The sequence below is a fragment of the Pseudomonas sp. IT-P100 genome (assembly GCF_949767185.1).
In the GTDB taxonomy this organism is placed as follows: Bacteria; Pseudomonadota; Gammaproteobacteria; order Pseudomonadales; family Pseudomonadaceae; genus Aquipseudomonas; species Aquipseudomonas fluorescens_B.
In genome coordinates, this window is the sequence record NZ_CATKQK010000011.1 from 874,635 (window position 1) to 895,676 (window position 21,042).

The following is a 21,042-nucleotide window of genomic DNA, read 5'->3' on the forward strand; positions in this document are numbered from 1 at the left end:
GCTCTGCTGAATTAGAGACGTGATGATTCAGCGTCCTGCCACTGGCCATAGACCGAGAGATGCGCCCATGACTGCCCTGACACGACTTGAAGCCCAGCCTTCCCACGAGCACGCCATCCCGACTGCCGGCAGCCTGAAGCAGTGCTATGAACAGTTACTGCTGGGCGACGATGCCGAGCAACGCCGCGCACTCGGCAATACGTTCCTGAAAGCGCAACTGCAACGGTCCGCAGACCTTCCCGAAGAAATACCGGAGGACGTGTCGGCCCTGCAATCCTTCGTCGAGCAGCACAGCACCGAAGTGGCGCGCCAATATGCTGATTACCTGAGCGCCCGCAAGGAAGGCGGGCCACGGCAGTTCTTCAGCAACAAGGCCCACGCGCTGTTCTTCCTGCAAGCCGTCAGCCCGACCAAACTGGTGGACGGTGCCTGGTTGTACGGCCTGTTGCAGCACTGGCGCGACCCGCGTTTCGAAGGGCTGATCTGCACCTATCTGGAGGAGTTGGGCGATGGCAACCCAGCCCAGAATCATGTGGTGATCTACCGCAAGCTTCTCGCCGAACTCGGTTTGCAGGACAGCGGCGTCATTGCCGATGAGCATTACCTGCAAGGCGCGATTCAACTGGCGCTGGGCGAATGCGCCGACGACTTTTTGCCAGAAGTGATCGGCTACAACCTCGGCTACGAACAGCTGCCGCTGCATTTGTTGATCAGCGCCTACGAGCTCAGCGAACTGGGTATCGATCCGTATTACTTCACCTTGCACGTGACCATCGACAATGCCAGCACCGGGCACGCGCAAAAAGCAGTGCAATCGGTGCTGCAACTGCTGCCGATCGAAGGTGATCGCGAGGACTTTTTGCGCAGGGTCGCGCTGGGCTACCGGCTCAATGACCTGGGGCAGGGCAGTCGCGCGATTATCGAGTCGTTCGACCTTTACGCTGAAGTGTTGAACATGCTGGAACGCAAACGCCCGTTCGGCCAGCACATGCATTCCGACTATTGCCGGTTCGAGGGCAAGACCGTCAATCAATGGTTGACCTCGCCGGAGCAGTTGCCAGGTTTTCTCGATGCCATGGAAAACAAGGGCTGGATCAAACGTCATCAGGACCCGCAGGAGAGCCGCTTCTGGCAGTTGATTGATGGCGACGGTGCGGCCATGTTCGGTGTGTTCAGTCCTTACGAAAAGCAACTGCTGCACGACTGGATCTCGGGTGACTGGACAGCGGAGCGTTCAGCACCTGCGGCTCGCCGCCTGAGCAGTGGCTCGGTCGAGCCGGTGTTGCCCGCCAGCGACCCGGATATTCAAACCCTGCAAGCCGCGCTGGAAGGATTGTCCGCCGCCGAGCAAATGCCGGTGCTGATTCCGTGGCTGTCCGCCCATCGACACGCCCATCCTGCCGGCCTGATGGCCACGCGGCGATTCATCGAACTCAAATCCAGCCTTCGATAGGGTGCACGGCATGAATCAGGAAGAACAACTGGGGGCTGCGGATCTGGCCTTGCTGCAATTGGGGCGCCGCTTGCAAGCGGACGGTTACCGGTTTATCACCCCGACGCCGCTGACCCATCAGCGAGTCAATGACCGCGCGTTCGGCCAGAGTGCCCGGACCCTGCGCGAGGTGTTCGGTTGGTCGCGGCCATTCGAGCCGGGTCTGTTATCGGCGGACGAACAGCGGCAATTACAACAGGCGGGCGTTCTCGAAGAGAGCAATGGCCGGCTGAAAAGCCGAGTACGCTGGTCCAGCCTCGATGACCTGCTGTTCGTGCATTCCGGATTCCCCACGGACGCGGCCGACGCAGTGTTCTTTGGTCCGGATACCTATCGTTTTGCCCAGTTGATTCACGCCCATCTGCAACAGCGTCTCGCGCCGATCAGACGCGCCGTGGACATCGGCTGCGGCGCTGGCGTCGGCGCCATCGTGATTGCTCGCGCACGCCGTGAGGCCGAGGTGCTGGCGGTGGACATCAACCCAGCGGCGCTCCGCCTGACGGCTGTGAATGCAGCGCTCGCCGAAGTGGCCAATGTCAGTATTGAAACCAGTGATGTGCTGCAGGATGTCGACGGCACATTCGACCTGATCGTTGCCAATCCGCCCTACATGGCCGACCCGGCCGAGCGTGCCTATCGCCACGGCGGCGGGGCGCTTGGCGCGCAATTGTCGGTGCGCATTGTCGAGCAGGCGCTGAATCGACTGACCGCTGGCGGTTCGCTGGTGTTATACACCGGAGTGGCAATGGTCGACGGCTGCGATCCGTTTATCGCCGCGTTGGCGCCGTACCTGGATTCGGCCCGGTTCGGCTGGACCTATCGCGAGATCGATCCCGATGTGTTTGGCGAAGAACTGTTGATGCCCGACTACCAAAGGGTGGAGCGGATCGCAGTGGTCGCGCTGATCGTTACGCGTCTCGCTCCGGGCATCGGGGGCAGCGTTGAATCAGCCACAGGTGAGTGAGCCATGAACAAGAACCTGGATGACTACAACCGCATGCGCGACTTCTCGGCGACCTCTGAGCCGGCCGCTAAACATTCGGGCAAGAAAGCCGCGAAAGATCACGCCTTGCAGTTCTGCATCCAGAAACATGACGCCTCGCGCCTGCATTATGACTTTCGCCTGGAACTCGATGGTGCGTTGAAGAGTTGGGCGGTGCCGAAAGGCCCGTCTCTGGACCCCAAGGTCAAGCGCCTGGCGGTGCATGTCGAAGACCATCCGTTGGATTACGCCACGTTCGAGGGCAGCATTCCCGAAGGGCATTACGGTGCCGGTGACGTGATTGTCTGGGACCGTGGTGTCTGGATTCCGCAGGAAGACCCGGTAAAGGCCTACGCCAAGGGCAAGCTCAAATTCGAACTGCAGGGCGAGAAGCTCGGCGGCCTGTGGAACCTGGTGCGTACGCACATGCCGGGCAAGCAGGAGCAATGGTTCCTGATCAAGCATCAGGACAGCGCCGCCAAACCCGAAAGCGATTACGACGTGGTCGCCGCCGAGCCGGACAGTGTGCTCAGTGACCGGACAATCGTTGCGAAAAAACCGAAAGCAGCGGAAAAACCCAAGCCCATCAAAAAACCGGCGCGCAAAGTTGCGGCTAAACAACAGGCGGCGCAACTTACCGGTGCGCACAAAGCGAAAATGCCGGACCTGATGAAACCCGAACTGGCGACGCTGGTGGAAAAAGCCCCGGACGGTGAATGGAGCTACGAGATCAAGTTCGACGGTTATCGGATCATGGCTCGCATCGACCATGGCGAGGTCAAGCTGTTCACCCGCAACGGTCACGACTGGACCCACAAACTGCCGAAACAAGCCGAGGCGTTGGCTTCGCTGCAACTCGAATCGGCCTGGCTTGACGGTGAAATGGTGGTTGCCAACGAGCAGGGCGTGCCGGACTTTCAAGCGCTGCAAAACGCCTTCGACTCCGGGCGCAGCGGCAATATTCTTTACTACCTGTTCGACATGCCTTACCTCAATGGCGTGGATCTGCGCGAGGTGCCGGTCGAAGAGCGTCGGGTCGCGCTGGCGACGGTGCTCAAGCCGAATGAAGATCCGTTGTTGCGGTTCTCCGACGCGTTCGCCGAAGAGCCCGACGCCTTGCTCAACAGCGCCTGCCAGATGCAGATGGAGGGGCTGATCGGCAAACGCCTGGGCTCGCCTTACGTGTCGCGTCGCAGCAGCGACTGGATCAAGCTCAAGTGCAAGCACCGGCAAGAATTTGTGGTAGTCGGCTACACCGATCCGAAAGGATCGCGCAATGCGTTTGGCGCGTTGCTGCTGGGGCTGCACGACCGGGACAGCGGTCAGCTGCGGTATGCCGGCAAGGTCGGCACCGGTTTCAACGAGACAACGCTTAAGAGTATTTACGAGCAACTGAAACCGTTGCAGACCAGGAAGCCGTCAGTGGTCAATCCACCGACCGGTTTTGACGCCAAAGGTGTGCACTGGCTCAAACCCGTTCTGCTGGCTGAGATTGCCTTTGCCGAAATGACCAAGGAAGGCTCGGTGCGCCACGCCGTGTTCCATGGCCTGCGCGACGACAAGCCGGCCGAAGACATCACCGAGGAGCGCCCGAAAGTGGTGAAGAAAAGCACCGCAGAAAAACCTGCCACCCGCCAAAAGAAAAGCTCGGAAAAAGCCGCACCGGCGCCGTCACAACTCGGTCTGGGCGAGGGCAAGGTGCGGATCACTCACCCGGACCGGGTCATCGACGCCAGCAGCGGCACGACCAAAGTGCAGCTGGCGGAGTATTACGCCCGCGTCGCCGAATGGATTCTGCCCGAATTGAAAGACCGGCCCGTGGCGCTGGTTCGTGCGCCGGACGGTATTGCCGGTGAATTGTTTTTCCAGAAGAACGCCGAACGCCTGGCCATTCCCGGGATTACCACACTCGACAAGGAACTCACCGGTCAGCCGATCATGATCATCAACAGCGCCGAAGCACTGATCGGTGCCGTACAGATGAGCACCGTCGAACTGCATACCTGGAACGCCACGTCGGACAACCTCGACAAGCCCGATCGCTTCGTTCTCGACCTCGACCCGGACCCGGCGCTGCCGTGGAAAAGCATGGTCGAGGCGACTCAGCTGACGCTGTCGGTGCTGGATGAGCTGGGGCTCAAGGCTTTTCTCAAGACCAGCGGCGGTAAAGGCATTCACCTCGTGGTGCCGCTGACCCGCAAGCTCGGCTGGGATGAAGTGAAGGATTTCAGCCACGCCATCGTCAGTCACATGGCCAAACTGTTGCCGGAACGGTTTTCCGCGGTGTCGGGGCCGAAGAACCGGGTGGGTCGGATCTTCATCGATTACCTGCGCAACGGCCTCGGCGCCACCACCATTTGTGCCTACGCCGCCCGCACCCGCGAAGGGCTGCCGGTGTCGGTGCCGATCTTTCGCGAGGAGGTGGCCGGGCTCAAGGGCGGCAATCAGTGGAACATCCACACGGTGCATGAGCGCTTGGCCGAGGTGGGCGACGGGCCTTGGGCCGACCTGAAGAAAACGAAACAGACGATTACCGCCGAGATGCGGCGGCGGGTGGGGATGAAGAAGTAGCCTTTTCAGCCGGATTAATATGCTCTGATGTGCGCGATGGACAGGGTGGTGGCCCTTTAGTAGCATCGCGCGCTCTCCATAGCCTTTGCGCGTCAGGGACGATCCAATGCCGGTTTCCTTCAATCGCTCCACACGCGTCATTGCTGTCGCGGCGCTTCTGTCCGCTCTGCTCAGCGGCTGCGCCGTCAAAGACACTTACACCGATGCCACCGAACCCGACGCCGCCAAGGTGCGCTTCATCGCCAACACCAGCAATGCGAAGCTCTACTACTACGATCCGGAACATTGTCAGGGGCGCGTCACCGGTGAACTCAACAACCTGTACGCCCGTGATACCGAGCGTCGGGTGGGCATGAGTGTCGCGCCGCCGGCCGATGCCAGGGGCTATCTGGAGATCAAGGTCAAACCCGACCAGGATAATTACCTGCACCTCGCCACGAGTGGCAGCAACTGGGTGTGTGTCACCAGTTTGAGCCTGACACCCGAGCGCAATGCTGAATACGAGGTGACGTTAAATCTGCGCGACGGCCGTTGCGGCGTGCTGTTGAATCAGTTGAAGCGCATCGATGGCCGTGCGGTGCGGTTGCCGATGCCGGTCATGGACAAGGGCTTGCCTGCCTGTGTCGGTCGCGGCACGTCATTCCCGGCGCTTCCGCCCGCGCTCCCCGACACGCCTCAGCGGGTGATGTTGATAGAGCGGATCTTCGACGGTGCGACCATCGCCGGCATGAAGCCGGACCCGGCCAAGGACAGCAGCGAACGCTACACACCGGAAAAACTCGACAAGCTGATTGCCGAACGCAAGGCGAAGCTGGGCTTTACCCTGCCGGACGATTACTGGACCCTGTACCGCCAGAACCTGATTGCCTTCGACGAAGAAGCGGCGGGAAACAAGGCGGAAACGTTCAAGCGTTACAGCGACAAATACCGTCTGCGCCTGCAACGACTGACCGATCAGCAACTGGAACAATGGGCACATCCTGAGGACAAGGCGTCCAGGCCTACGCACTTTGCGGCGTCTGAAGAGCGCAAGACGATGGCGAAGTTTTACGTCCAGACCAGCCAGAATCTCTTGCTCGAAACCATCAATCACCATCTCGACCGAATGGCGCAAATGGATCGGCAGTATGGCGTGTGCGCGCGTTACGCAGAGTGCTGGAAACGCTGACAGGGTGCCGGGCGGCGAGCGGCACTCGCCGCCCCGAACGTTTATTGCTGGCTGACAGCCGCCGCCAGCAGCGGCCCGGCCTGATCATCGGTGAGTGCCGCATGCACCTCCATGTTCATCAGGTCATTCCATTCCAGCACCCACTTTTGAATCTGTACGACATCATCGGTTTCTGCGATGCCAAAACCGCTCGAGCCGCCGACGGCATGCCAGCGCCCCAACATCTTGACGCCGGCGGGTGGTGCCCCTTTGGTCTCGAGGAAACGCTTGATCACGCTGTTACGGTTTTGCGGACTGATCGACCAACTGACCATGAATAACATTTGCCACCTCCTGCTACGGACTGGCACCTGTTGCTCTTCGCGCGCCTGGCTGGCGCCGGGACCACGGCCACGCCTGTTTCCCGTGTCTCCCTGACAGGGCTGAAGCAATTGCTCCCATGAGAAGGCATAGCAGCGCGGAACGGTTCGCGTATGACCGCTGATCCTCTTTTATTGCATCTGGAATTGATCGCGGCGCCTGACCGTCAGGTATCGCGCAACAGGTCGTTGGCGTTGAGCAGTTCGTAGGCGATTTCCGGACGTTTTTCCAGACCGCGGCGAATGGCGGTCGGGATCGCCTGGCGGGTTTTGCGGCACAGGCCTGGCAGTTCGGCGATGGTGATGGCGATACCGCGCATGGTGCGGACTTCGTTGAAACCCGGGGCGACTTCTACCCGGATGCCCAGTTGCTCGTACATCCGTTGCTGTAACCGTTCGAGGTCGCTCAGGCTCTGGAGGTTTTCCAGGCGTTCGATCAGGCGCCTTTCCTCGGTGCGAGTCAGAAACAGGATGCGCAGGTCCGCGCCGGGTGTTTCCAGCAGCGGTTCACGCTCGCAGATGCAGGCACCGGGCGGGCAGGGTTGGCGGATCGGCAGCGGTGTTGTCATGGCGGCAATCATAGTGCGCTGTGTACTGATTTGCCCATAGGGATCGCCGGTGTGCTCGAGGGGGCATTGTTAAAAGCGCGGCGGTTTGGGGATGTATATCCGTTACCGCAGCAACGGATATGCACCCCAACAAAAATCCGTCGCCTCAGGCCAGCATCGATAACAAACCTCCCTGACGATCAAGCTTGGCCAGTTCGTCAAAACCGCCGACATGGGTGTCACCGATAAAAATCTGCGGCACGCTGCGGCGCCCGCTGCGGCTTTGCATCTCCTGGAATTTCCCCGGTTCTGATTGAACGTTGAATTCCTGGGCTGCAATGCCCCGACTGGCCAGCAGTGCTTTGGCGTTGCGGCAATAAGGGCAGGTGTCGGTGGTATAGAGCGTCACGGTCTTCATAAGCGGTGCTCCCGAATTGAAAGTCGTTCAAGCATCGATGGCCGGGAAATCAATCTCGGTCAGGGCAACGTTGTTGAGGTAATTGGTCAGGGTCTGCGACGCCACATGGCCGATCACTTCGACAATCTTGCTGTCGTCGATACCGGCTGCCCGTGCCGCCTCGATCTGCTCGCTGTTCAAGTGACCCCGGCTTTCGGTGATCTGTCGGGCGAGGGTTGCGAACGCATTGAGCTGGCCATCACGGGCGCTGAGGATGTCTTGTGCAGACAAACCGGCCTTGCCGGCAAACAGGGTGTGGGCCGCCAGGCAGTAGTCGCAACCATTCACCTGAGAGGTGGCGAGGAAGATCGCTTCTTTCTCGGTAGCGCTCAGGGATGTTTTACCGAGGGTCGCGGACTGTTGCAGATAAGACACAAGCACCGCAGGTGCATGGGCCAGCGTCTTGAAGACATTGGGCAGAAAACCGATTTTTTTCTGCACGCCTTCCAGCAGCGGGCGGGTGGTGTCGGTGGCGTGTTCAAGACTCAGGGTATTGATGCGGCTCATGATGGATCTCCGTAGATGACTGCGCGGTGTGCGCTGGGTACGGAGTCCATGTTATTGACGGACGCTGGTCTATTGGGTGCAAATCGTCGAGGATATACGACAGATCGTCCAGATTTTCCCCCGGGAGCCTGCCAATGGATCGCTTGTCTACGTTGCTCAGCCACTTCGGCGTCAGTGCCGGAACCTTCCACAGCGGCACGTTCTGTGGCACCACGGGTTTTGACGGTGAGCAGGCGTGTGGGCACCTTCATTTGCTAAAGGACGGTGACCTGACCCTTAAGCTGGCCGATGACCGCGATATCCAGATCAACAAGCCCACCTTGATTTTTTCCCCCCGACCCTTCCGTCATCGCTTGTTCGCTGCAGAGACGTCCGACACACAACTGGTGTGCGCCTCACTGACCTTCGATGGCGGTGCGGGCAATGCGCTGGCGGCCGCCTTGCCCGATTACCTGGTGCTGGGGCTCGACGAAATACCCAGCATGACCGGCACGCTGGACTGGCTGTTCAACGAAGCCTTCGGTGGCATTTGCGGTCGCGAAGCGATGATGGACCGCTTGTTCGAAATGCTCGTGATCCAGTTGCTGCGGCACCTGTTGACTCACCATCAGCAAAGCCCCGGCATGATGGCAGGCCTGGCCGACCCGCGACTGGCGCGTTCGTTGAGCCTGATGCATGACACCCCGGGCAAAGCCTGGACCGTGGCGCAATTGTCATCGGCAGCCAACATGTCCCGGGCCAGCTTCGCCGAGTACTTTCGCCAGGTGGTGGGGCAGACGCCGGTTGATTATCTGGTGAGCTGGCGCATCAGCCTGGCGCAGAAACGCTTGCGTGAAGGCAAGTCCATCGCCCTGATTGCCGAGGAAGTGGGCTACGAAAGCCCTTCGGCGCTGGCTCGGGCGTTTCGGCGCAAGACTGGCGTCAGTCCGCGGGAATGGATGCGCAACGGGACGCTGCGATAGTTTTTTGTCGCCGGCCTTTCGGCGGGGGGGGTGGAACGGGTCTATCACACCTTGGAAAGCGCCCAAAGCCCACGCTTGAGCCGTTTCATATGAATAGAGCGAACCGTATTCAACGGCATTTGTTGGCGTTTTTTTGACGCCATTCTCCGTAGAATTTTATTTTTATTTATTGTTGTGACGGACCATTGACGTAATGGCGATGTGCTTATAGGCTCCAAGCAACTGGGTAACGAATCCTTCATTCGATATCAGGAAAACCCTGTAGGCAGGGAGGCGGTCTTCATGCGTTCATCACTGGTTCTCAAATCCGTTTTGTTCTGTGTGCTCTTTAATGGTGCGGCCATTGCCACCGCTCACGCGAGCCATTTGGCCCATGAAATTAACCGCATAGCCGATTCTTGTGCAGCGTCCGGGCCAAAAGTGGGCGCGACAGCGGAAGGGCAGGCTGGCGCCCCTTCTACTGTCGAAAGCAAACTTGGCGCGACAGTCTCGCTGGGCGATATTTCTTCCGTTGATACTGCAAAAGATCAACTCAAAAACCTTATCACTTCTGTTGTCAAGGTGGGTGCCACCGTCAATAGTACTTCCTGTGACGGATTAATGGCGCAACTAAATACTGACAAGTTCACGGCAGATTTAGATGCACAGGCTAAAGTATTGAGTGGAGGAGCCGACGCGTTCGTTAATCAACCCAATGCAGTTCCGTTGTCTGCTGCAGCCTGGTTGTTTTCGTCGGCATTGTTCGGTTTTGTCATGGTCGCCAATCGGCGGAAGGTGTAACTAGCAGTTTGATTTTGCTGGCGATTAAGTGGCGCATTGATACTAGTGGTTGATATCAGTTTGATGTGTCAGTGGTTGGCGGTGTATTGGCTGAATGACGGACTCTATTGAAAAGAGTGCTATTAATTTGGCGAGTAAGCATCGGGGGTCATATGTTTAACGACAAGTTACTGTTAAATAAAAAACTTCCTTCACTAGAGGCCTTGCTGCAGATAATTGATACGTCGGGCCGACGAAAAATGGCCGCTGCCAGCCGCGAAAAAATGCTCGTTGAGCGGTTACCGAGCGACAAAAATTGCGAGCGTGATTTGCCTTGGTTTTTGTGTGAAACTCTTGGCAAGGCTACTTAGGCGGAGGGATCCCGATGTTGCGTTTCTGGTTACCTGTGGTCTGCGCGCTGGCTGTCCTGCCCAGCATTTCCAATGCCGTCGCAAACGAAGCGAACTACCGGCTGAGTCCGGGTGATACGCTCAATGTTTCTGTTTGGGGCGAAGACAAGCTCAATAAGGATGTGATCGTTCTTCCCAACGGAAGCATCACCTTCCCGTTGGCAGGGCAGGTTGATGTGGTGGGTCTCGATGCCACCGCAGTCGAAGAGAAAATAGCGGCCAAGCTTGTAAAATTCATACCCGATCCGCAGGTGAGCGTGGTTGTCACGGGCACCGCCGGTAATCTCGTGTACGTGCAGGGCAAAGTGTTGAAGCCCGGCAGTGTCCACTTATCAGGTCAAACGTCAGTGCTGCAGGTTTTGAGCATGGCGGGTGGCCTCGACAAATTCGCCGCCAAGAATGACATCAAGGTCGTGCGACTCAATGGATCAAAACAACAGATCCTGCGTGTCGACTACAACGAGTTGATGTCCGGCGATGACATGACGACCAATTTTATTCTTGAGGCCGGCGATACGCTGGTCGTGCCTTAGCCTTGCGCGATGCACTAGGGATTACCTTGCTTTCTCTTCGAACCACCGGGGTTGCCACGGCAACCCTGATCCTTTCGTGTTCCGGTGTGGCCTCTGCGGCGACCTGGCTACCGGCAATATCGCTGCCTTCGACGGTTGAGTACGACAGCAATCCACTGTTGCTCACAAGTGGCGAGAAGGGCGTGACCCGCGCCATCATCGCCCCCGACCTCAACCTTGTCGGCACCTCCGGACGAGATGAGTTCCAGTTCGGTCTCGGGGTGTATGTCGTGCGTTCGTCCGATACAGATATCGTGTCAGATCGTGAAGACCCCAGATTGAGGTTCCGGTGGAGTCGCGAGACCGAAACCGGTGGTTATGGACTCACGGCCCGCTATGAAGAGAGCTCCACGCTTTCCACCGAGGTCCAGGAAACCGGCGTAGTGGCTTCCGACGGCACGCAAAAGCTTTATACCGTGGGGGGCAACTGGCGTACGGCGCTCAGTGAGCGAACCACTCTGCTCAACGAAACTGACTACACTCATGTCACTTACGACATCCCCACCCTGATCAACTATGACGAGTTGGCAAGCCGCTTTAGCTTGACCTATGCATGGAGCGAGCGGGTCGAGCTCTTCACCCGTATTGGCGTGAGGCGTTATGAGCCGGATGAGGGAACCGTGGCGTCTTCCTCGAATAGCTACACTCCCACGGTTGGCCTGAATTTCCAGGTCTCCGAGGCATTCAAGGGGTCGGTGTACGCGGGCGTCAATCAAGTCTCCGGCACGGGTGACGGTCCCACAGGCGAGGGCGGGGTGAACTTGCAGTACACCGGTGAGCGCTTTGAAAGCATCTTCGATGCCAGCCGTAGCACCGTCGCCAGCGGGGACGGTGGGTTCGTCGAGGCCGATAACCTGAAGGGCTCCGTGAGTTACCTCATCGATGAAACCCGACGCACCGGTCTTGATGCTTCCTGGCAGGACACCAAGGGGCAGACGCCGAATACCCTGGTCAATTACAGCGCCTGGATCAGTCAGGAACTCTCGCCTTTTTGGAATGCCCGCCTATTCTTCACTTACAAAGAACGCAAGCAGGACAGCTTGCCGGATGCCAGCGCAAATGTCGTCGGGTTGACCTTGACTTATAGTTACCCCGGTCTCTGAAATTCAGCTTTGTGATGATCTATGACTACTGAATACGAAATGTCGGTCAACGACTACATTGCAATCATCAAGCACCACGCGGTGCTGTTGATCGTCAGTTGCGCAGCGATCCTTGGCGTGAGCATCGCGGTCGCGATGTCACTCCCGCCCACCTTCGAGTCCTCCGGCACGATTCTGATCGAGTCGCAACAGATCTCGCCTGAGCTGGTCGCGGCGAACAACAGCACCTTTGCCGATGAGCGCATCGAAGTCATTCGCCAGCGCGTGATGACCCGAGAAAACCTGGCCGCGATCATCGACAAATACAACTTGTTCTCTACTCAAGGCCGGAATTTGAGCGTTACAGAGAAAATCGATGAAATGCGCAATGCGATTGGCGTCACCCTGGTCAGCGCCGCGATCAAGGGGCGCGGGGAAGTGACGATTGCGTTTCGCCTTTCCTTTGAGCACCGCCAGCCAGAGATTGCCACCCAGGTGGCCAACGAACTGGTGACGCTGTTCCTCAATGAAAACATCCGGCAGCGCACCGAGCGCGCCAATGAAAACACGGAGTTCGCCAAGCAGGAGGCAGACAAGCTCGAGGTTGCCCTGAATGCCCAGGACAGTCGCGTGGCGGAATTCAAGGAGAAGCACAGTGATGCACTGCCCGAGAATCGGGAACTGCTCACGAACATGTTGACCCGCGCCGAGAGCGACCTCAAAGAGGTCGACCGTGACTACAAGGCTGCCCGCGAGGAGTTGCGTTTCAATGAATTGGAGCTCATTGCCGCCAATTCCGGCGTAGCGACCAAGCCTGGAGTAGCGGGAGCAGCCGCCGACAAACCGCAGGACCTCGCCAGCCTCAAGGCGGAGTACGCCCGTTTGCAGACGCTGTATACCGACGCCCACCCCGATGTGCGTTCCGTGAAACGCAAGATTGCGGCACTTGAGGCGAACAAAATGGTTGCCGGTAGCGCGGCAGCGCCCGTCAATATGGATGTATCCAGGGCTCAGACGCGGATCGCCGCCACCGAGGCGCGAATCAAGTCACTGGCCGATCAGAAGCAGCAGACGGTCCAGAAAATATCCGAATACCAAGCGCGAATTATTGAAATGCCTCAAGTCGAGCGCGGCCTGATCACGCTGATGCGCGACCATGACAACGCGAAAAAGAAGTATGAGGAAATGCGCGCCAAAGAGATGAACGCGAGAATTTCCGAAAGCCTGGAACAGGAAAACAAGGCGGAGCGTTTTGTTCTTCTGGAGTCGCCGCTGATGCCTGAAAAGCCGGTTCGGCCGAACCGCAAGAAAGTGGTCGCCATGGGCTTCGTGCTTGCTCCGGTGGGCGCTGGCGCGCTGGTGATGCTGCTCGAGATGATGAGTTCGCGTGTGCGCGGTGCTGAAGCCCTGGCCAGTGTGCTCGGTAGACGTGTACTGGTTTCCATCCCCTACATTCACACCATGGCCGAACTGGAGCGCCGCAAGAAGTGGCGAACGCGCCTGATCGTGTGTGGAATCGTGCTGGTCGCAATCCTTTTGGTGCTCGTGCACTTCCTCTACATGCCTCTGGATCAGTTGGCGTATAAAACGCTGGGCCGGTTTGCATAAGGAATATAGACATGGAAATTATCAAGCCCGATACCGAAAACACCGAGCCCAAGAACTCGTCCAAAGCCATGACACCTACCGCGCATTCTTCAGGCCTGAACGCGCTCAGCTATGTGCAAACCAAAGTTGTCCCTTTGCGGCCGGATCACCTCGAGCGCAATCGCATTGTGGCGTACAACAAGAATTCGAATATGGGTGGGGCGTTCGATCTGCTGCGTACGCAAGTTCTGAAAGTCATGGAAGAAAATGGCTGGCGCACGCTCGCCATCACCTCGCCGACACCGGAGGCCGGCAAGACGGTACTGGCGATCAACCTGGCAATGAGCATCGCTCATCACACCACCAAGACAGCATTGCTGGTGGATTTCGACTTGCGCCGTCCGACCGTGGGCGCCTGCCTGGGCCTGTCGATGGAGAAATCGCTGAATGAATACCTGGCCGATGAAGCGGAACTGCAAGAGGTTCTGGTTAACCCGACCTTGCCACGCTTTGTAGTCCTGCCGACCCGCAAGCCGATTCCGCTCTCCACCGAGGTGCTGTCTTCGCCCAAGGTAAGCCACTTGATCAGTGATTTGCGCGAACGCTACAACTCACGGGTCGTGATTTTCGATTTGCCGCCCATCTTGAGTTCGGACGATGTCATTACCGTCCTGCCTAAATTCGACTGCGTCCTGCTGGTCGTCGCCAACGGCATGAACAGCAGGAAAGAGATCGAGGAAAGCCTTCACCATCTCGGGACAGCCAATCTGATTGGCACTGTGTTGAACAAAGCCGAGCCGCAAAACCGCTCTTACTACTAGCGCGTCATTCTCAAACGATCGGCGCTGGCGGCCAGCGCCGACTTCACTGCCAGGGATGCTTCTTTTCCCAACTCCAGGCGTGCGTCACGATCTGTTCCAGCGAGGCAAATTGCGGTTGCCAGCCAAGCAGGCTGTACGCCCTTTGGGGATCAGCCACCAGCCTTGGAGGATCACCCGCACGGCGTGGCGCATCGCTGACGGAGATCGCCTGGCCAGTGACACGACGCGCGGTATCTATCACTTCCTGTACCGAGAATCCCTGGCCATTGCCGAGGTTGAACGCCGTGCTTGCACCGCCGGTCACCAGGTAATCCACGGCCAGTGCGTGAGCGGCCGCCAGATCGGCGACATGGACGTAGTCGCGAATACAGGTGCCGTCAGGCGTGTCGTAATCGCGGCCATAGACGGTGATGCTCGCGCGCCGGCCGGAGGCGGCTTGCAGGATCAACGGCAGCAGGTGGGTTTCCGGTTCGTGGCGTTCACCCAGCTGTCCTTCAGGGTCTGCTCCGGCCGCGTTGAAGTAGCGCAGGCAAACCGACTTCAGCCCGTACGCGCGATCAAAATCTTCAAGCATCTGTTCCACCATCCACTTACTGCGACCATAAGGATTGATCGCCGCCTTGGGATGTTCTTCGTCGATGGGCACATACGCCGGGTCGCCATAAATGGCGGCAGTCGAGGAAAAGATGAAGCGCTTGACGTTCGCGCGAACCATGGCCTGTAGCAGCGTCAGCGTGGCGGCCAGGTTGTTCTGGTAATACTTGGCCGGTTCGGTGACGGATTCGCCAACCTGTATGAACGAGGCGAAGTGGAACACGGCATCGAAGTGGTGCGTGGCAAACAAGGTGTCCAGGGCTTGCGCGTCGGCGATGTCCAGTTCAACCAGTGTTCCGCCCGTCAAGGCGTCGCGATACCCCGTGGAAAAATTGTCCGCCACCACCAGCTCGTGACCTGTGCGCAGCAGATGCTTGACCATGTGCGAGCCGATATAACCTGCGCCGCCGACCACCAAAAAATTCATCCTGTCCTCCTGGAAACTGTTGCTGTGCAAACGCAGATTGTACCGTCAGTGCGCAGCGCTTTTTTTCAAAAACAACCAATTGAAAGCCTGCACGCCGTCGAACTTGATCGTGTAGCGCCCGTCAACGTAGGTCGCGGGCACCTTCTTCAGTTGGGCCTGCGTGCCTTGGGTGTACAGCGTCAGGCCTGGCGGCCCCTGAATGCTGAGCGTGCCCTCGAGCGGCTCGACGTAAAAAGGTGTTTTGTCATCGTCTTTGGGGATAGCACGAGTGCCCAGAGAAATCAGCAGATCCTGCGACCGACCGACAGGTGCGGCGTCCAGGCTTTGCACCACCACGCTGGCATTGGCGGTCTTCACTTGAACCTGGATGTTGCCCAGGCTGATCGACTCGCCACCGATCCAGCCGGTGACGGCCTGGGTGCGCGGCGTATTGATGGTGTAGATGCCTTGTTTCCAGTTGCGCTTGAGTTCGCCCGTATCGGTCGTGGACTCGCTGGCATTGGCGTCCAGCAACGATTGGTCAGGATCATGAAACACCTGCGCATTGCTCGGGATAATGCCCGGCTGCAACCAGGGCAGTTCCGGCGTCTGTGGCATGGCGATTTGCAGCTTGCCTTTCTCCATGGCGGTACGCAGCAGAACCGAGTTGGCCGGTGAGACGGGTTTGTTGAACAGGGTGTCGGGTGTCGGTGCGAAGACGTAAGTCGTGTTGGCTTCGCTGACGTCGGCACGGCGGTAGAGCAGGGCGGCGGCGGGCAGGGTGGCCAGCATCGCAGGGTCGTTGTAGGCGTGCCAGTTGTCGGCCGTTACCCAGCCGCCGTCGAGCGGCTGCTGGCTGTAGGCATATTGCATCAGCGCGTCCCAGCCCTGGTGGCTGGCGGTGCCGGCGACATAGAGGGGTAACGAGTGGCGGTCGGGTGTCGGGAACGGTTCGTTGTTCCACTCGGTGACGGTCAGCGGTTTGCCGGTGACTTGGCCTGCGCTCATCCAGTCGACGATCCCTTCGGTGGTGAGCGGGTTTTTCTCCAGCTGCCCGGAGCCGCCATAGCTGTGAACGTCGATGACGTCGCCCGCAGTCAGGGCCGGCAAGGAACTCAGGCCATCGCCGCCCCAACTGCTGGTGGTGGCAATGGGTACCTTCACGCCCAATTCGCGAAGATGCTGGATCATCTCTACGTTGAAATTCCGTTCCAGATCGTTAAGGAACAGCTTGGCGGGGCCATGCTCCCACGAGCGCCAGGTGAGGCTTGCCGATAGATTGTGCTGACTGGCAAAGGCATCCGCCCGGTTCTTGTAGAGCTCCCAGTGCCTGGGAACGCCCTTGTCTCGCAACAGGGCGTTGCCAAAGTGTTGAGTGACGTCATTTTCGTTGGTGATCAGCACGGCGGCGATTGCCGGATCATCTTTATAGGCGAGGCCGGTAAAGGGATTTACATGGGTCATGTAGGCTTCGGCGAAGCGTTTCATCGCCTGCTGAATGGTGATGTTCACATACGCGAAGCCCTTGAGGCTGGCATTGTTCTGCTCGTCTTTTGGCAGCTCGTCGAAGCCGAAAATGTTGTCTTTCGCCATCAGGGCTCGCTCGACGTGCATGTCGAGCCATACATAAATGCCTTCGTCTTTCAGGCACTTGATCCACCAGTCGATTTTTTTCAGCGATGCTGCGCTGAGTTGCTGAGTGTTCTGCGTTTGGTCGCGGTCACCAAAGATGTTGGGGCTGACCCAGGGGGAGTCATGGTGGTGCAGGCGGACGAGGTTGAAACCGAGTGCCGACAGGCGTTTGGCTTGTTGCTTGATTGCATCGTCGGACGTTCGGAACAGCGCATAGGACGTGATGTTGGTGCCCCAAAAGCGCGCCGGGGTGTTGTCCGCGAACAGCAGTTGTTCGCCGGACGCTTTGACGAAGCCGCGCTTGCCCGCAGGTTTTTCGCCAGCGTTGAGGAAGGACAGATCGACCGGAGAGGTTTTGATGTCGACCTTGTCATCTGGCCAGGTCTTCGGGTCCGTCAGGCCAAAACGCTCTGTCGTGGTGGGGCCGAGAACAACGTCGCCAGAAATGCTCAGGGTCGCTTTGACGTGTTGCTCGCCGGGTTTGATCGTGTTTTTGTAGAAGAAAGCACGTACCTCGGATGGGCTGCCGGGCTCAAAGTACACGCTCGCCAGCGCCGGCTCGAAACGCATCTCGATGCGTCGGCCTTGTGCATTGCCCCACGACCAGCCGCGGTTGTCGGGCAGCAATTGCGGCTTGCTCATTTCACCGGCGAAAAGGGCCGGGTCGAAATTGAAGACGATACCTCCACCCATCACGCCTGACTTCACGCTGTGTGCATTCAGGTCAAAGTCCCAGGTCAGTGTCTTTTCGTCTTCTTTCTGAATCTGCGCCGTAAGGTCGAAGTCCAGTGCTTTGTTCTGGCCTTCCAGGGTGTATTTGTAGGGGGCGTCGACCTTGAATCGGGTGCCGAAGAAAGTCCAGTCCCAGTTACTCCCCCAGAAGGTAAATTTTGACGCCGCGACAGGGCTGCCGCCGCGCGTCAGCACGGGCAGGCCGCTGCGTTCATCGACACTGGCAACCCACTCCGAGGCCCAGGTACTGAACGGCCAAATGGCAACGCACAGGAGCGCCGGAAGCAGCATCGGAGTGCGGCGTAACAAAGTGGTCATTGGCATTACCGGAGTTGGAGGTGGGCACTCGCAGTGACTGCGATCGAAGTGTGCTTGAGCTTGCGAGCCATCTGGACATAGGCAACGCCCAGCCCGGCCACCGACCAATACACAATGGGGATGAACGTGATACTGCTGACCGTCACGATGGTCACCATGATCCCGGCCAGTGTCGCCAGGAGCGCGCGTCCGAGCCGGCGTCTTTCATCATCCTTGTCGGGGAACGAACGCATTGCCTTGCGGATACCCAGCAGAACCGTGACGAAAAAAGCCACGAACAGCGTCAACCCGACCAACCCGACCTGCAGCGCCACGTTGATGTAGGTGTTCACGATATCGATGATGCCCTGGCCCTGGATCATGGACTGCATTTCCGGCGTGCTGCGGAAGTCGAAAGCGCCGAACAAGGGGTTGCGCTGGATAACGATCATTGCGTTATCGAACAAACGTTGTCGGTACGTGATGTTCTCTACTTCGATGGTGCCGATGAACGGTAGCAGGTCCAGGAATTTTTGCCCGCCCGGCACGATGGCCAGCAAAGGAATAGCGAGCACGGCGGCGAGCGCCAGCAGCATCAAGCGTTTGGCAGCGCCGCGACCCGTGGCGATAAACGCTGTGATCATGACGACGGCGCCGATCCAGGGACCACGCGACAGCGGCGCGAACAGTCCGCCAGCCAGCAGGAGACCACCGAGCCGCCGCTGGAGCTTGCTGCGCACACCTTCCTGCAAAAACAGGTACAGGCCGAGGGCGACGCTGATGACAAACCCCAGCGCAATGGCCTGGCCAGTGGTGGCGCTCGCGCGCAATGAACCGCCACGGCTCAAGTACCCGGACATTTCCCATTGCATGCCCAGGGCGTCCGTCAGCGCGCTGTAGAGCAGCCAGCTGCGGGCAAATTCGAAGAGCCCGATAATGGACAGCACCATCGCGGCGAGGACAAACGCCAACAGGGCGTCCTTGAAGTCGCTGAGGTCTTTCAGGGCCCGGCTGGCGACGTAGTAAGGCAAAAAGACTTCGATGAACATGTAGGCCGTTTGGCGCAACGTGTCGGTGAGTGTGGTTTCGCGCAGCAACAGCAGGCTCGTCAGCACAAGGCCGGCGGTCAACAGTTTGTCAGGCCAGGTGCGCCCGAAAGGCAGCGTGTCCGATCGCCTGCGCAGCACGAAAAACGCGGGAAGCAAGACGCACAGGGACAGCAACCGGATATGGTTGAGATCAAAGAAATAGTTGATGACGCCCATGCCGGGAATCTGCGCCGACGCCGGCGGGACGAGAAACAGCAGCATGAAGAACAGCGCCATGGGATTGCGCTCGCGTTTCCGTGCGACCGTCAGCACCACAGCGGCAACCGCTGCATACACCCAGAAACTGTGCGCGAAAAAAACCAGAAGGGTCAAAACGAACCACAGATTGCGACGACGTGTGAAGTCGTTGTACGGAATCAGGTCCTTTGCCGGTCGACGGGCCAGGGTAAAAACGGTGCCGGCGAGGACCAGAATGACGATTAGCGCGCGAATGTGCTCAGGCATGAATTAATGCACTTATTGATTGGTGAGCGAAGCATAGTGGATTGCCTGATTGCGGCTATAGTAACGTTCGTGCAACAGAGTCCGGGATTGATGTTATGCCTTCAGTTGATATATCGCCATCGTTGAGCCTGCGCAAGCGAGCGATATTCGCCGGAGCCTGGAATCTCGGGGCACTTGTAACGTCTCAGGCCATGCGCCTGGGCGGCAACCTGATCATGGCTCGCCTGCTGATGCCGGAGATGTTCGGCATCATGATCATCGCCACCACCGTTTCGGTGATCATCCATTTGCTTTCCGATGTCGGCTTGCGCCAGAACATCATCCAGAGCCCGCGGGGTGACGACCCGGTATTTCTCAATACCGTGTGGACCGTGCAGATCGTGCGCGGTTTTGTTCTGTTTTCCACGACACTTCTGATCGCGGGCTTCGCCTGGTTTGCGCAGGCGATCCATCTGTGGTCGCCCGAATCCACCTATGGTGCACCCGAGTTGCCGCTGGTGTTGGCCGTTACCGGTTTGTCCGCGATCATCTATGGTTTTCAGTCGACAAAGGTCGACGTGGCCGTTCGCTCATTCCAGCAAAAGAAAGTCGTGCTCGCCGAGTTTGCGTCGCAGATTGCCGGCCTGGTGGTGATGCTGATTATCGGTTACTTCACCCGGTCTATCTGGTCGCTGGTGGGGGCGGGGCTGGTCTCCGCTCTGGTCAGCCTGCTTCTGGGACATTTCTGGTTTCCGGGGCCGCCTAACCGTCTGCTGTGGGATCGTAGTGCGCTCCAGGAGCTGGTCGTCTTCGGCCGATGGATATTGTTGTCTTCAGCAGTGGGCGTACTGGCCATGAATGGCGATCGCATCTGGTTCGGCGGCAGCATGTCGGCCGCCGAACTGGGTGTCTACTCCATTGCCGTGCTGATTCTGGGGGCTATTACACTCGGTGTGCAGAGGCTGGTTGGCGCCGTGGCGTTGCCAGCCTTCGGTGAAGCGGCAAGAAGCAATGACACCGCGCGGCTCCGCTCTTTGTATGACCGCTTCAAACTGATTTTCGACATCGCCTTGCTGTTTATCACTGGACTGTTGTGGGTCATCAGTCCTTTGATCATCCACTGGTTATACGACGAGCGCTATGCCGAGGCGGGCAGCATGATGGCCGTCCTTTCATTGTCTTTCTTCACCTTGCGTTATGGCATCGCGCATCAAGCGTGGCTGGCGCTGGGACTCACGAAGTACCAGGCCATGGATAACATTATTCGCGCCGTCTCGTTATGGGTGTTGCTGCCGGTGCTGCTGGCCATTGGCGGGGTGAAATACGCCATTTGGGGTGTCGCGCTGCATACGTTTCCTACACTTGTGCTAATTGTTTATGTGAACTGTCGTATAGGGCTGTTCGATCTCAAGCGTGAGCTGGTTGTGCTGCCAATGTTGCTGGTTGGGGTGTTGTGCGGGGAGTTGGTGCTGGGCATTGCCGAATGGCTTTGATTTGATCGATGTCACTTGCTGTTTTCAACGCCTTGGCGGAACGTCACCTTTCGGGGAGTGATGGGTTTGACGGGTCGCT

At 58.5% G+C, this 21,042-nt stretch carries 18 protein-coding genes; 11 read left to right on the top strand and 7 right to left on the bottom strand.

Features of this window, described 5'->3' with window-relative positions:
- Window positions 1-67 precede the first annotated feature (67 nt).
- The 4 genes from ACM6IQ_RS12460 (at window position 68) to ACM6IQ_RS12475 (ending at window position 6,213) form a co-directional block, all read left to right on the top strand.
- Window positions 68-1,453, top strand: coding sequence for an iron-containing redox enzyme family protein (locus ACM6IQ_RS12460; RefSeq protein WP_414878912.1), 1,386 nt, complete (start codon window positions 68-70; stop codon window positions 1,451-1,453).
- Between the two features lie 10 nt (window positions 1,454-1,463).
- Complete coding sequence (locus ACM6IQ_RS12465) at window positions 1,464-2,456, top strand: methyltransferase (RefSeq protein WP_414878913.1); 993 nt, start codon at window positions 1,464-1,466, stop codon at window positions 2,454-2,456.
- Window positions 2,457-2,459: 3 nt separating this feature from the next.
- A complete protein-coding gene (gene ligD / locus ACM6IQ_RS12470; protein WP_414878914.1) occupies window positions 2,460-5,045 on the top strand; it encodes a DNA ligase D in 2,586 nt (861 codons plus the stop codon).
- A gap of 106 nt (window positions 5,046-5,151) precedes the next feature.
- On the top strand, window positions 5,152-6,213 hold the full coding sequence (locus ACM6IQ_RS12475; protein ID WP_017338044.1) for a hypothetical protein: 1,062 nt from the start codon (window positions 5,152-5,154) through the stop codon (window positions 6,211-6,213).
- Window positions 6,214-6,254: 41 nt separating this feature from the next.
- Here the strand turns inward: ACM6IQ_RS12475 and ACM6IQ_RS12480 are convergent, their stop codons facing one another.
- The 4 genes from ACM6IQ_RS12480 to ACM6IQ_RS12495 all read right to left on the bottom strand — a co-directional run bounded on the left by ACM6IQ_RS12480 (window position 6,255) and on the right by ACM6IQ_RS12495 (window position 8,084).
- A complete protein-coding gene (locus tag ACM6IQ_RS12480) occupies window positions 6,255-6,536 on the bottom strand; it encodes a DUF3303 domain-containing protein (protein WP_017338045.1) in 282 nt (93 codons plus the stop codon).
- 203 nt (window positions 6,537-6,739) lie between these two features.
- Window positions 6,740-7,141 (bottom strand): hypothetical protein, encoded by a 402-nt coding sequence (locus tag ACM6IQ_RS12485; protein WP_414878915.1) that lies wholly within the window; start codon window positions 7,139-7,141, stop codon window positions 6,740-6,742.
- Between the two features lie 145 nt (window positions 7,142-7,286).
- Window positions 7,287-7,538, bottom strand: coding sequence for a glutaredoxin 3 (grxC, locus tag ACM6IQ_RS12490; protein WP_017338047.1), 252 nt, complete (start codon window positions 7,536-7,538; stop codon window positions 7,287-7,289).
- A 27-nt stretch (window positions 7,539-7,565) separates the two neighbouring features.
- A complete protein-coding gene (locus ACM6IQ_RS12495) occupies window positions 7,566-8,084 on the bottom strand; it encodes a carboxymuconolactone decarboxylase family protein (protein ID WP_414878916.1) in 519 nt (172 codons plus the stop codon).
- A 134-nt stretch (window positions 8,085-8,218) separates the two neighbouring features.
- Between ACM6IQ_RS12495 and ACM6IQ_RS12500 the strand changes: the two genes are divergently transcribed.
- The 6 genes from ACM6IQ_RS12500 to ACM6IQ_RS12525 all read left to right on the top strand — a co-directional run bounded on the left by ACM6IQ_RS12500 (window position 8,219) and on the right by ACM6IQ_RS12525 (window position 14,277).
- Complete coding sequence (locus ACM6IQ_RS12500) at window positions 8,219-9,046, top strand: cupin domain-containing protein (RefSeq protein WP_414878917.1); 828 nt, start codon at window positions 8,219-8,221, stop codon at window positions 9,044-9,046.
- A gap of 282 nt (window positions 9,047-9,328) precedes the next feature.
- Window positions 9,329-9,826, top strand: a complete 498-nt coding sequence (locus ACM6IQ_RS12505) for a hypothetical protein (protein WP_017338050.1) — start codon at window positions 9,329-9,331, stop codon at window positions 9,824-9,826.
- Window positions 9,827-10,190: 364 nt separating this feature from the next.
- Window positions 10,191-10,748, top strand: coding sequence for a polysaccharide biosynthesis/export family protein (locus ACM6IQ_RS12510; RefSeq protein ID WP_017338051.1), 558 nt, complete (start codon window positions 10,191-10,193; stop codon window positions 10,746-10,748).
- Between the two features lie 26 nt (window positions 10,749-10,774).
- Window positions 10,775-11,890, top strand: a complete 1,116-nt coding sequence (locus ACM6IQ_RS12515) for a hypothetical protein (protein ID WP_031318732.1) — start codon at window positions 10,775-10,777, stop codon at window positions 11,888-11,890.
- A 21-nt stretch (window positions 11,891-11,911) separates the two neighbouring features.
- Window positions 11,912-13,477 carry a GumC family protein gene (locus ACM6IQ_RS12520; protein WP_031318733.1) on the top strand — a complete coding sequence of 522 codons (1,566 nt, stop codon included), beginning with the start codon at window positions 11,912-11,914 and terminating at the stop codon, window positions 13,475-13,477.
- A gap of 68 nt (window positions 13,478-13,545) precedes the next feature.
- Window positions 13,546-14,277, top strand: coding sequence for a CpsD/CapB family tyrosine-protein kinase (locus ACM6IQ_RS12525; RefSeq protein WP_238588342.1), 732 nt, complete (start codon window positions 13,546-13,548; stop codon window positions 14,275-14,277).
- A gap of 43 nt (window positions 14,278-14,320) precedes the next feature.
- Here ACM6IQ_RS12525 and galE read toward each other — a convergent pair whose 3' ends face one another.
- Genes galE through ACM6IQ_RS12540 form a run of 3 tightly spaced genes read right to left on the bottom strand, consistent with a single transcriptional unit; the run spans window position 14,321 to window position 19,491 of the window.
- Window positions 14,321-15,298, bottom strand: a complete 978-nt coding sequence (gene galE / locus ACM6IQ_RS12530; protein ID WP_414878918.1) for a UDP-glucose 4-epimerase GalE — start codon at window positions 15,296-15,298, stop codon at window positions 14,321-14,323.
- 45 nt (window positions 15,299-15,343) lie between these two features.
- Complete coding sequence (locus ACM6IQ_RS12535) at window positions 15,344-17,959, bottom strand: cellulase family glycosylhydrolase (protein WP_414878919.1); 2,616 nt, start codon at window positions 17,957-17,959, stop codon at window positions 15,344-15,346.
- Between the two features lie 5 nt (window positions 17,960-17,964).
- The gene (locus ACM6IQ_RS12540; protein WP_017338057.1) at window positions 17,965-19,491 is read right to left on the bottom strand and encodes an O-antigen ligase family protein; all 1,527 of its coding nucleotides are present in this window, start codon (window positions 19,489-19,491) and stop codon (window positions 17,965-17,967) included.
- A 95-nt stretch (window positions 19,492-19,586) separates the two neighbouring features.
- Between ACM6IQ_RS12540 and ACM6IQ_RS12545 the strand changes: the two genes are divergently transcribed.
- The gene (locus ACM6IQ_RS12545; protein WP_414878920.1) at window positions 19,587-20,963 is read left to right on the top strand and encodes an oligosaccharide flippase family protein; all 1,377 of its coding nucleotides are present in this window, start codon (window positions 19,587-19,589) and stop codon (window positions 20,961-20,963) included.
- Window positions 20,964-21,042: the final 79 nt, after the last annotated feature.